The organism is Tolumonas lignilytica (assembly GCF_000527035.1).
Lineage (GTDB): Bacteria > Pseudomonadota > Gammaproteobacteria > Enterobacterales > Aeromonadaceae > Tolumonas > Tolumonas lignilytica.
This window is the reverse complement of the sequence record NZ_AZUK01000001.1, coordinates 781,231-793,137: the sequence shown is the minus strand read 5'-3', so window position 1 is coordinate 793,137 and position 11,907 is coordinate 781,231. Positions and strand designations below refer to the sequence as shown.

Sequence of the window (11,907 nt, the reverse complement as noted above, 5' to 3'; positions counted from 1 at the left end):
GTACCCGGCTTTGACGGCTTTTGGTAAACTGCAGTCATCGACGACATTTTTAGTCGCGGATTCGTTCTATTACTCCAATAATTTTTTGCATAACAGCAGGTTTATCATGCTTGATCCTAAATTTCTGCGTAGTGACATTGAGGCTGCTGCTGAGCGTTTGGCTCTGCGGGGTTATAAGTTAGATGTGGCTACCATCAATGCGCTGGAAGAACAGCGTAAAGTGCTTCAAACCCGTACTCAGGAATTACAAGCCGAGCGTAATGCACGCTCTAAGGCTATCGGTGAAGCGAAACGTCGTGGTGAAGATGTGGCTCCGCTGATGGCTCAGGTCGGTTCACTGGGTGATGAGCTGGAACAATGTAAAAAACAACAAGATGAGATCTTGGAACAACTGCGTCAGATCTCCCTGTTAGTACCGAATCTACCGGCAGACTCGGTGCCAGTCGGTAAAGATGAACACGAAAACGTGGAAGTACGTCGCTGGGGTACACCTCGTCAATTTGATTTTGAAATCAAAGACCATGTAGCGGTGGGTGAAGCTAACGGTGGTCTGGATTTTGCGACAGCAACTAAAATTTCGGGTTCCCGTTTTGTGGTGCTGCAAGGACAGATCGCGCGTATGCACCGCGCATTGGCGCAGTTCATGCTGGATCTGCACACACAGCAGCACGGTTATACCGAATGCTACGTGCCGTATCTGGTGAATGCAGACAGCTTGTTGGGCACCGGTCAGTTGCCGAAATTTGCAGAAGATCTGTTCCACACCGCCATCAATGGGGAAGGCGATGAAGAGGGCAAGGTGCGTAAATTCTCACTGATCCCGACCGCCGAAGTGCCGTTGACCAACATCGCGCGTGATGAAATTTACGATGAGAAAACACTGCCGATCAAAATGACTGCGCACAGCCCTTGCTTCCGTTCAGAAGCTGGATCTTACGGCCGTGATACCCGTGGTCTGATCCGTATGCATCAGTTTGATAAAGTCGAAATGGTGCAACTGGTTCATCCTGAAAAATCATGGGATGCGCTGGAAGAGATGACCGGTCATGCTGAGAAGGTATTGCAGTTGTTAGGTCTGCCATATCGTGTCATGGCCTTGTGCACAGGCGATATGGGCTTCTCTGCGGCGAAGACTTATGATCTGGAAGTGTGGTTGCCAGCCCAGAATACCTATCGTGAAATCTCATCCTGCTCTAACTGTACTGATTTCCAGGCGCGTCGCATGCAAGCCCGTGTACGTAGTGCTGACGGTAAACCACAATTACTGCATACGCTGAATGGTTCAGGCTTGGCTGTGGGTCGTACTCTGGTGGCGGTATTGGAAAATTACCAGCAGGCCGATGGTCGTATTGAAGTACCGGAAGTGTTGAGACCTTATATGAGTGGTTTGACGCATATTGGTTAACGATTGGTTTACCAGTTATGTTGCATAAGCAGATCATTGACTTGATCTGCTTTTTTTACATCTTCATCTGATGGAAATATGATTTTCCAGTGTAATGATAAGGTTGGATCATGTATCTGAAAAAGATTGCCTTTGTCTCTGTACCTTTGTTGTCTGCACTGATGACCGGCTGTGCCAGTCATGCAAATGACGATAAACTCGATACCGATGTCTTATTACTGACGCAGAAAATGAATGCATTGACGGTTGAGCTAAAGACATTGAAAGCCAAACAGCAGCAAGAACAACAGGAATTAAAAGTAGCCAAACAAAGACAAAATTCAGAACAAAAACAGGGCTGAATGAGTATGTTGTGTCAGCGAGAAATAAATAGATAAAGAATAAAAAGAGAGGGGATGGTGGCTATGACGGGATTCGAACCTGTGACCCCCGCATTATGAGTGCGATGCTCTAACCAACTGAGCTACATAGCCATAAAAAGCATGGCTGGGGTACCAGGATTCGAACCTGGGTATGGCGGGATCAAAACCCGCTGCCTTACCGCTTGGCGATACCCCAACTGGAGATTTTCATTAAGATGGCTGGGGTACCAGGATTCGAACCTGGGTATGGCGGGATCAAAACCCGCTGCCTTACCGCTTGGCGATACCCCAACTGAGAATGAAAATTGGCTGGGGTGCAAGGATTCGAACCTTGGTATGGTGGAATCAGAATCCACTGCCTTACCGCTTGGCGACACCCCAGTAATGGTGGCTATGACGGGATTCGAACCTGTGACCCCCGCATTATGAGTGCGATGCTCTAACCAACTGAGCTACATAGCCAACACCTGAACAATTCAGCAAGGCTGCTGAACTGTGCGGGGCGCATTATGCGTATATGCGCTGTTACCGTCAACCCTTTTTTAATCATCCTGTTCCGTGTGCTTAAAACTTATCCGTAATACCCATGATCGCTCAATTTATCTATTGGCTGAGCTGCGATCTGTTTTGATTTCAAGCACCAAACGCTTGCTGCCAATCTTGCTTGAATTGTGCCATGGCCATATCTACGGCCGGATTACGCACTAATTGTTCAGCCACATCTATCGGCAGGGTAATACTGGTACATCCGGCCAGCAGACAATCCAGCACTTGGCGGGGTGTTTTAAAGCTGGCGGCCAAAATCTGGCACTCGGGGGCATGCAAGGTCAGAAGTTGTTGTAATTCTTGAACACATTTAATGCCGCTGCCGCCTTGAGCATCAATCCGGTTGACATAAGGGGCGACATAGCTGGCCCCGGCTAATGCGGCTAACAGGGCTTGCATCGGAGAATAAACGGCTGTGCCTAACGTTTTGATCTGGCGTTGTTTCAATAGCTGAATGGCACGCAATCCCTCCGGTGTAACAGGAATTTTTATCACAAGTTGTGGATCCAACGTTTGCAGATGCTCTGCTTCTGTCGCCATGGCTTCCGCTTTATCACTCATGACTTGCGCAAACAGGATCTTCTCTGCTCCCAGCATTGCCCGTAACTCAGGCAATACTTGCGCCAGGGATTGTCCCCCTTTGGCAATGATGCTTGGGTTGGTGGTGACACCGTGAATCGGCATAAAACGCGCTAATCGTTCAATGGCATTCAGATCAGCGCTATCAAGATAAAGCTCCATATATTTCTCCTGTGAGTCAGTTTACAGATCTCACTATATAAAGATGGATCTGGAACGCTATTGATATAGATCAAAATAAGTTTCAAGTGAAAGTATTTAAATGAAAGTGAAATAAAGAGACAGGATCAATTATGATTTGTAACCTGCAACGTTATGCCACACATGATGGCCCTGGCATCAGAACAGTCGTGTTTTTGAAAGGCTGTTCGTTGAGTTGTCGCTGGTGCCAAAATCCTGAGAGTCGTTTGCGTAAAGCGGATCTGCTGTATGACGAGCGGTTATGTCTTACCGGATGCCAGCGTTGTTCGGCCAAAAGTGTTGGTTTTCACCGAAATGATACCACCGGTGCTGTGCAGATTATGCGAGCCGAACTCACAGAAACGATGATGCGGCAGGCGGCTGATATTTGTCCGAGTGGAGCACTTTCTTTGTGCGGCGAAGTCATATCCGCAGAACAAATCATGAAGCAGGTGCTTCGGGATAACACTTTTTATCAACGTAGTGGCGGGGGAGTGACATTATCCGGTGGTGAGCCATTCATGCAACCGGAGATGACCCAACAGTTATTACATCTCGCCCGTACGGAAGGTATCCACACGGCTGTGGAGAGTTGCCTGCATGTGCCATGGCATCACATTGAACCGGCTATTTCATTGGTCGATTTATGGCTGATCGATATCAAGCATGTGGATGCGGACAAATTTCTGCGCTGGACGAACGGCCGGCTGGCGTTAATTCAACGCAATATTCAGCAACTGGGCGAGCATGCGGCCAATGTGCAGTTTCGTGTCCCGATCATCCCTGAGTTTAATGACGACGAGCCGACACTGACTGCCATCATTCAGCAAGCATCGGCACATTACGATCAGTATGGCGGCAACAGGGAAATCCATTTTCTGCCATATCACACTTATGGCATGCATAAATACCATTTACTCGGGCTTGATTATCAGTGTGCCCGACAACCACTTGAGCGCCCGGAGTTATTGGCTTTTGCAGAGCAGAAAGCGAAAGACTTCGGCCTGACTGCAATTCTGAGAGGTTAATGATGACTGAACTGGATCTGACCACATTGACGGAACGTATCCGCAATCACAAACGCTGTCTGGTGGATATTGTATCGCCACCAGTTTGTACCGAACGGGCATTGCATTATACACAGGCTTATAAGGCGAATCTGGATAAGCCAGTCGTGGTGCGTCGGGCATTGGCACTGGCACACCATTTGGCAGAACGGAGCATCTGGATTGATAATGACGAATTGATTATTGGTAATCAGGCGGCTTATCTGCGTGCGGCACCAATTTTCCCCGAATATACAATGGACTGGGTAGTGAAGGAAATTAATGAACTGGCAGATCGTCCTGGTGCCGGTTTTTCGGTATCAGAGAAAGATAAAGCCATTATTCATGACATCGCTCCATTTTGGATGGGGCAAACGGTGCGTGACCGTTGCTATGCGCTATTTTCAGAGGACCACAAAGCATTACTGGAATCAGGCATCATTAAGGCTGAAGGCAACATGAATTCCGGTGATGCGCATATGGCTGTAGATTATGAACTGATCCTGCAAGTGGGCATCCAAGGGGTTCGCCAGAAAGTGGCAGAACGTCGACAACGTCTGGATCTGGCTGACTGGGCTGATCTGCACCGTGAACAATTTCTGAAATCAGTGGATATTGCGTTCAGTGCCATGACAGATCACATCCGCAGGTATGCTGCCTTAGCGCGTGAGATGGCCAGCCAAGAAGAACGCTTAGACCGTCGGGATGAATTGCTGGCGATGGCCGAAAATTGCGACGTGATTGCAGAACAACCCGCCCAAACATTCTGGCAGGCATTGCAGCTGTGTTATTTCATTCAGTTGTTTTTGCAGATCGAATCAAATGGTCATTCAGTCTCATTTGGCCGGATGGATCAGTATCTCTATCCTTGGTATCAACGCGATGTAGAGCAAGAGCGCACACTTTCACGGGAACGGGCTATCGAGTTATTCCATAGCTGCTGGCTGAAACTGCTGGAGGTCAACAAGATCCGTTCAGGCTTGCACTCCAAGTCTTCTGCTGGCAGCCCGATGTATCAGAACGTTACGATTGGTGGACAAAAACTGCATCATGGGGAACCGGTCGATGCCGTGAATCCGCTGTCTTATACCATTCTGGAATCGTGTGGCCGGTTACGTTCTACTCAGCCAAACTTGAGCGTGCGATATCACGCAGGGATGAGTAACGATTTTCTGGATGCCTGCATGTCGGTGATCCGCTGCGGTTTCGGTATGCCGGCCTTTAATAACGATGAGATTGTCATTCCTGAATTTATTAAATTGGGGGTGGAAAAAGAGGACGCTTATAACTATTCCGCGATAGGCTGTATTGAAACGGCGGTGCCCGGCAAGTGGGGATATCGCTGTACGGGGATGAGTTTCCTTAATTTTACCAGGGTCATGCTGGCAGCACTGGAACAAGGAACAGATGCCACGACCGGAAAAACCTTTCTGCCACAGGATAAAGGCTTGACATTAGGGAACTTCAGCACGTTCGATGAAGTGATGTCAGCCTGGGATCGGCAAGTGCGTTATTACGCGCGCAAGACCATTGAAATTGATTGTGTCATTGACACCATGTTGGAAGAAAATGCCCACGATATCATCTGTTCCGCGCTGATTGATGACTGTATTGAACGCGGTAAGACCGCGAAGCAAGGCGGGGCAAAATATGACTGGGTTTCCGGTCTGCAGGTCGGGATCGCCAATACGGGAAACAGCCTGGCCGCAGTTCGCGATTTTGTGTTCAGCGGTAAAATTACCCAACAGGAACTGGCGGCAAAACTGGCCGACGATTTCGCCGGGGAAGAGGGCGAAGCATTACGGCAGATGTTATTAAATCGTGCCGCTAAATATGGAAATGATGTCGATTCTGTAGATGAATTACTGGTGGGTGCTTATCAGAGTTACATCGATGAAATCAGCCATTTCCATAATACCCGCTATGGCCGTGGTCCGATTGGCGGGGGATATTATGCAGGCACCTCGTCAATTTCTGCCAACGTGCCGTTCGGGGCAGGCACCATGGCGACGCCGGATGGACGGAAAGCCAGAACACCGCTGGCGGAGGGGGCCAGCCCATCATCCGGCACGGATACACATGGTCCGACGGCCGTCTTTAATTCGCTTGGTAAATTGCCGACAGCCGCCATTCTGGGCGGGGTATTGCTGAATCAGAAGTTGAACCCGACCAGTCTGGAGCAACCGCGTGACCGGCAAAAACTGATGACATTGCTGCGCACTTTCTTTGAGGTGCACAAAGGCTGGCATGTGCAATATAACATTGTCTCACGAGAGACATTACTGGCAGCGAAAGCGCATCCTGATCAATATCGCGATCTGGTTGTTCGTGTTGCGGGTTATTCTGCCTTTTTCACGGCATTATCGCCGGATACGCAGGATGACATTATTGCCCGTACAGAACACACCCTGCATTAAACCTGTGATGAAATACAGGCCTGGCAGAGGTTGCCGGGCCTTTTTTATTGGTGCGGTAAAGAGAAATAGTAACAGGCGTGTTTGGTTAATCCGAAGTATTCAATTTGCTGTGAGTTCAATTCATCGGAAGCAACAATGCCTGTAATAGTACGCTCGTCATTCTGTAATGAAATCAGATCAACGCCTTCCGGTACCCGACCTTTTTCATAGGGTAAAACCATCGGCTTCAACGGAGATGATGGTTCACTGGACATCACCAGCGCCAGGGTATTGTCGCTGAGGGTTACCAGACTGCCCGGTGGATAGATCCCCAGTACTTTGATCAGCAGTTGGGTCAACTGGACATCAAATTGCTTGCCTGCCTTTTTGTATAATCCGGCGATCACCTGATTTGGATGCAAGGAACCCAGTCCATTTCGTGGGTGCAGTTGCTCTTCATAATAATCGACCACGGCAATCAAACGACTGAGTAGCGGAATATCATCCCCTTTTAATCCGGCAGGATAGCCAGAGCCATCCTGACATTCATGATGTTGCAGGGCAACCTGACGCACAGCCGGATTAAATGCTTTTAACTGGGTTAACTGTTCATAGCCATATTGGACATGCATTTTCAGGTAATTGGTTTCAGCCGTCGTTAATTCCGTCCGTTTCCGGCTGACCTGCGTAGGAATGCGTAATTCACCGATGTCATGGACTAACCCGGCTAATCCAGCATCTTGTATAGCTAACGGCTCCCAACCTGCTTCCTTGGCAATTAACATCGCAATAAACGCGACATTGAGACTATGCAACAATAACGGATCGCCATTACGTACAGACCGTACCAAGTGAAACCCAATGGAACCTTCGGTGGCATTCAGCGTGGCAGCGGCATTACGGATCAACTCGGCGACAGTGGCTAATCCTTCATCCGGTTTCAGATTCAGTCTGGTCAGTGACTCTCGCAACGGTGAAATTGCATTGCTGAAGCTTCGTTCGGCTTGGCGGATTGAGCGGCGGGCTGCCTGCTGTTGCGCCTTATGGGGATCCGGCAAGACGATTTCAGGTTCTGCTTCTGAGGGAGGGGATTCCGGAATGGTGGCTTCGAGCGGTTCGCTGTCTTCAACCATGCTTTTGTTTAGATCAACCGGAATATTTTTTACACCCAGAGAGCGCAGGATTTTCAGTTGTTCATTGTCTTTGATGCGAAAAGAGCTAAACAGGAAGGGATGATTTTTCCAGCCAAAGGGTAAGACGACATAATGCCCGATTTTAAGTTGCTCAACAGGAATCGAAGTTGTCTGGCTCATCGACTGCGGCTCTCTCTTAGCTGAACGATATTATTGAAATTATATAATTATAGTAGTCGCTGAATAATAACAAGGAGGAGTTAATTTGTACGTGAGGAAGCGGGGATGTGCAATAAATTATTATTTTAAAAATGTGGTTTCTTTTTGAATTTAAACAAAAATGCCCGCAAAAGCGGGCATCGGGAACAGAAAGGCGTACGTATCAGACGTTAAATAGGAAGTTCAGTACGTCACCATCTTTAACGATGTAGTCTTTACCTTCGGCTCGCATTTTACCGGCTTCTTTTGCACCCTGTTCACCCTTGTAGGTGATGAAGTCTTCAAACGAAATGGTCTGCGCGCGGATAAAGCCTTTTTCGAAGTCGGTATGGATCTTACCGGCGGCTTGAGGTGCGGTTGCACCCACAGGAATGGTCCAGGCACGCACTTCTTTGACGCCCGCAGTGAAATAGGTTTGCAGGTTCAGCAGTTTGTAGCCAGCACGGATCACTCGGTTCAGACCGGGTTCTTCCAGACCTAACTCGGCCATGAATTCAGCACGATCTTCATCTTCCATTTCCGCCAGATCGGCTTCGATGGCGGCACAGACTGGCACTACCACGGAGCCTTCTTTTTCTGCAATCGCGCGTACCTGATCCAGGTATGGGTTGTTTTCAAAACCATCTTCATTGACGTTGGCAATGTACATGGTTGGTTTCAGCGTCAGAAAACTCAGGTAACGGATGGCTGCTTTATCCGCATCGCTCAGATCCAGCGCACGCAGCATGCCAGCTTGTTCCAGCTGCGGCAGACATTTTTCCAGTGCTTCCAGTTCGGCTTTAGCGTCTTTATCGCCGCCTTTGGCCTTCTTCTGTACACGCTGGATGGCACGTTCACAAGTGTCCAGATCCGCCAGTGCCAGTTCGGTATTGATAGTCTCAATATCTTCGGCCGGATTGACTTTGCCGGAAACGTGGATGATGTTGTCGTTTTCAAAACAACGAACGACGTGACCAATCGCTTCGGTTTCGCGGATGTTGGTCAGGAACTGGTTACCCAGACCTTCACCTTTGGACGCACCTTTTACCAGACCGGCAATGTCTACGAATTCCATGGTGGTGGGTACGATGCGTTGAGGCTTGATGATCGCAGCCAGTTGATCCAAGCGAGGATCAGGCATAGGAACCACACCGGTATTCGGTTCGATCGTGCAGAACGGAAAGTTGGCTGCTTCGATGCCCGCTTTCGTTAGTGCGTTGAACAGGGTGGACTTACCTACGTTTGGCAAGCCGACGATGCCGCATTTAAAACCCATAGTGGTTGATTCCTCAATATCAGGCTGTAGCCTTGAAGCTGTGTAAGCGATTCATGGCTTTGGTCATATCAGTAGTGAATAGTATATCAGTTGCACGTACGGCTTCATCCACCGCAGCATCAATCAGTTGTTGTTCAGCTTTGGGCGCTTTGGTCAGCACGAAGCCGACGACCTGCTCTTTCGAGCCGGGATGGCCAATTCCTAAGCGCAGGCGGTGAAATTGATTGTTGTTACCCAGTTTGCTGATGATGTCTTTCAGGCCATTGTGACCGCCGTGGCCGCCGCCTTGCTTGAATTTGGCCACTCCGGGAGGCAAATCCAGTTCGTCATGCGCCACCAGAATGCCTTCCGGCGGGATCTGAAAAAATTTGGCTAATGCGGCGACAGATTTCCCACTCAGATTCATAAAGGTCGTCGGGATCAATAAACGAACATCCTGACCGTTGATCTGTATGCGACCGGTAATGCCGAAATACTTAGGGTCTTCGCGCAGACTCCCGTTATAACGGGCAGCCAGCTCGGCCACATACCATGCGCCGGCATTATGGCGGGTGTGGGCATATTCCGGCCCTGGATTAGCCAATCCGACAATCAGTTGTATGGCTTGTGTCATGGTCAATTCTATTCCGACAGGTAGAAAGAAAACTGGCCTTTATCAGGCCAGTTGCAGCGGAATGTCTTTACTGGTTCGAACAATAGTGTTTTCGGCATCCAGATAAACCAGACGGGGTTTATGCTGTTTGACTTCGTCTTCACTCATTGGGCCATAGGCACAGATGATGACTCGGTCGCCGACGGCGGCTTTGCGGGCGGCAGCGCCGTTCAGAGAGATCATGCGAGAGCCGCGTTCTCCGGAAATAGCGTAGGTGGAGAAACGTTCGCCATTTTCAACGTTGTAGATATCAATCGCTTCATATTCGACGATACCGGCAGCATCCAGCAGGTCCTGGTCGATACCACAGGAGCCTTCATAGTTCAGAACCGCATGGGTAACACGGGCCTGATGCAGTTTGCCTCGCAGCATGATTCGTTGCATTGCTTTTTCCTTACATTACACGGCTACGGTGTGTCTAGAGCACACCTGCGGCGCGACTATAAACTATCTGGTGGTTGTACGCAAATTGACCACTAAATTATCGATCAGACGCGCTTTCGGGCCTAACCAGGCGGCCATCAGAATGACTGCCTGAGCGCTGTCACTGGTCAGCGGCAATAAACTCTCCGCATCAACAACATCAATGGCATCAGTACGGAAACCTTGAGCATTCAGTTTGTCAGCGGCTTCTGCAATTAATGCGGGGATAGCGTGTTGACGGGCTGATAATTCATTACCCAGCCAGGTCATCACTTTGGCAAGTTCAGGAGCAAGCGCTCTTTCTGCTGGCGTGAGGTAACCATTACGGGAACTCAGTGCTAATCCATCTTCTGCGCGTACAGTCGGCACACCGATGATTTCGATCGGCATGGCCATATCCCGTACCATTTTACGGATCAATGCCAGTTGTTGGTAATCTTTTTGACCAAAACAGGCGATATCGGGTTGCACAATATTGAACAACTTGGTGACAACGGTGCTGACGCCGCGGAAATGACCCGGACGCATGGCGCCTTCCAGCAGTGAGGAAATACCAGGCACTTCAACGAATGTTTGGTTCTCCAGCCCCTGCGGATACATGATGGCCGGTGTTGGCGTGAATACCGCGGTAACACCTTCCTGTTCCAGCAACGCACAGTCTTCACGCAAGGTGCGTGGGTAGTTTGCCAGATCTTCCGCCCGGTCAAATTGCATCGGGTTGACAAAGATACTGACGATAACCACATCGGCATGTTGTTTGGCCTGACGGACTAGCGTCAGATGACCATGGTGCAGGTTTCCCATTGTTGGGACAAACGCAATGCGTTTCCCTTGTTGGCGAAAATCCCGGATAGCGGCGCGCAGGGCGTCGATCTGTTCTGTGACTAACACGATCAGACTTCCTTAGTTGAAGGTATGTTCGGCAGCCGGGAACTGACCATTAGCGACCTGTTCCACATACAGGCGGATCGCTTTGCGGACATCTCCGGTTTCTGCCAAGAAATTTTTGCTGAATTTAGGTATGTAACCGGTTGTGACACCCAGTGCATCTTGCATCACCAGCACCTGACCGTCTGTTTGCGCGCCGGCACCGATGCCAATAACTGGGATCCGCAGCGCCTTGGTAATGCGCTCGGCCAGTTGTTCCGGTACACATTCCAAGACCACCATCTGGACGCCAGCATTCTGCAGCGCCAGCGCATGATGATAAATTTCTTCTGCTCGTTGGGCATCGCGACCTTGAATGCGGAAACCGCCGAACAAGTGTACCGATTGTGGTGTTAAACCCAGATGAGCACAAACAGGAACGCCATTGCGGTTCAGTTGTTTAACGGTTTCGCACAACCAGTCGCCGCCTTCAATTTTCACCATCTTGGCACCGGCTGCCATCAAACGACCGGCATTGATACAAGCCGATTGCACATCGCTATAACTCATAAAGGGTAAATCAGCGATGAGCAGCGCGTTTTGAACCCCTCGGGCAACGTTAGCGGTGTGATAGACCATGTCATCCATCGTGACGGGCAGCGTGTCATTATGTCCCTGTACCACCATGCCCAGTGAATCACCAACCAGAATGGAATGAACCCCTTCATCATCAAAAAGACGGGCGAAAGTGGCATCATAAGCGGTGATCATCGCGATTTTTTCACCGCTTTGTTTCATGTTCTGAATTTGGGTCAGGCTTATTTTGCTCATTGGGGACTCCTGC

11 protein-coding genes and 5 tRNA genes are annotated in these 11,907 nt (G+C 49.4%); 4 read left to right on the top strand and 12 right to left on the bottom strand.

Going from position 1 to position 11,907, the window contains the following annotated elements; all coding sequences use genetic code 11:
* Positions 1-106 precede the first annotated feature (106 nt).
* Together serS and H027_RS0103680 are read left to right on the top strand one after the other, a co-directional pair.
* On the top strand, positions 107-1,405 hold the full coding sequence (gene serS, locus H027_RS0103685; RefSeq protein ID WP_024871183.1) for a serine--tRNA ligase: 1,299 nt from the start codon (positions 107-109) through the stop codon (positions 1,403-1,405).
* Positions 1,406-1,515: 110 nt separating this feature from the next.
* On the top strand, positions 1,516-1,746 hold the full coding sequence (locus tag H027_RS0103680) for a hypothetical protein (protein ID WP_024871182.1): 231 nt from the start codon (positions 1,516-1,518) through the stop codon (positions 1,744-1,746).
* 55 nt (positions 1,747-1,801) lie between these two features.
* Here H027_RS0103680 and H027_RS0103675 read toward each other — a convergent pair.
* From H027_RS0103675 to fsa, 6 genes are all read right to left on the bottom strand, one after another.
* Positions 1,802-1,878 (bottom strand) — tRNA-Met (locus H027_RS0103675).
* A gap of 10 nt (positions 1,879-1,888) precedes the next feature.
* Positions 1,889-1,963, bottom strand: a tRNA-Gln gene (locus H027_RS0103670).
* Positions 1,964-1,983: 20 nt separating this feature from the next.
* A tRNA-Gln gene (locus H027_RS0103665) sits at positions 1,984-2,058 on the bottom strand.
* Between the two features lie 15 nt (positions 2,059-2,073).
* A tRNA-Gln gene (locus H027_RS0103660) sits at positions 2,074-2,148 on the bottom strand.
* 4 nt (positions 2,149-2,152) lie between these two features.
* A tRNA-Met gene (locus H027_RS0103655) sits at positions 2,153-2,229 on the bottom strand.
* Between the two features lie 171 nt (positions 2,230-2,400).
* Positions 2,401-3,054 (bottom strand): fructose-6-phosphate aldolase, encoded by a 654-nt coding sequence (gene fsa, locus H027_RS0103650; protein ID WP_024871181.1) that lies wholly within the window; start codon positions 3,052-3,054, stop codon positions 2,401-2,403.
* A gap of 131 nt (positions 3,055-3,185) precedes the next feature.
* Between fsa and H027_RS0103645 the strand changes: the two genes are divergently transcribed.
* The gene (locus H027_RS0103645; RefSeq protein ID WP_024871180.1) at positions 3,186-4,100 is read left to right on the top strand and encodes a glycyl-radical enzyme activating protein; all 915 of its coding nucleotides are present in this window, start codon (positions 3,186-3,188) and stop codon (positions 4,098-4,100) included.
* Between the two features lie 2 nt (positions 4,101-4,102).
* Complete coding sequence (locus H027_RS0103640) at positions 4,103-6,535, top strand: formate C-acetyltransferase/glycerol dehydratase family glycyl radical enzyme (protein ID WP_024871179.1); 2,433 nt, start codon at positions 4,103-4,105, stop codon at positions 6,533-6,535.
* A gap of 44 nt (positions 6,536-6,579) precedes the next feature.
* Here the strand turns inward: H027_RS0103640 and H027_RS0103635 are convergent, their stop codons facing one another.
* The 6 genes from H027_RS0103635 to panB form a co-directional block, all read right to left on the bottom strand.
* Positions 6,580-7,827: a cyclic di-GMP phosphodiesterase gene (locus H027_RS0103635; protein ID WP_038149152.1), complete on the bottom strand. Its 1,248-nt coding sequence runs from the start codon at positions 7,825-7,827 to the stop codon at positions 6,580-6,582.
* Positions 7,828-8,029: 202 nt separating this feature from the next.
* Positions 8,030-9,121: a redox-regulated ATPase YchF gene (ychF, locus tag H027_RS0103630; protein ID WP_024871177.1), complete on the bottom strand. Its 1,092-nt coding sequence runs from the start codon at positions 9,119-9,121 to the stop codon at positions 8,030-8,032.
* Positions 9,122-9,140: 19 nt separating this feature from the next.
* Complete coding sequence (gene pth / locus H027_RS0103625) at positions 9,141-9,734, bottom strand: aminoacyl-tRNA hydrolase (protein WP_024871176.1); 594 nt, start codon at positions 9,732-9,734, stop codon at positions 9,141-9,143.
* Between the two features lie 42 nt (positions 9,735-9,776).
* Positions 9,777-10,157: an aspartate 1-decarboxylase gene (panD, locus tag H027_RS0103620; protein ID WP_024871175.1), complete on the bottom strand. Its 381-nt coding sequence runs from the start codon at positions 10,155-10,157 to the stop codon at positions 9,777-9,779.
* Between the two features lie 63 nt (positions 10,158-10,220).
* The gene (panC, locus tag H027_RS0103615; protein ID WP_024871174.1) at positions 10,221-11,087 is read right to left on the bottom strand and encodes a pantoate--beta-alanine ligase; all 867 of its coding nucleotides are present in this window, start codon (positions 11,085-11,087) and stop codon (positions 10,221-10,223) included.
* Between the two features lie 12 nt (positions 11,088-11,099).
* Positions 11,100-11,894, bottom strand: a complete 795-nt coding sequence (panB, locus tag H027_RS0103610; RefSeq protein WP_024871173.1) for a 3-methyl-2-oxobutanoate hydroxymethyltransferase — start codon at positions 11,892-11,894, stop codon at positions 11,100-11,102.
* Positions 11,895-11,907: the final 13 nt, after the last annotated feature.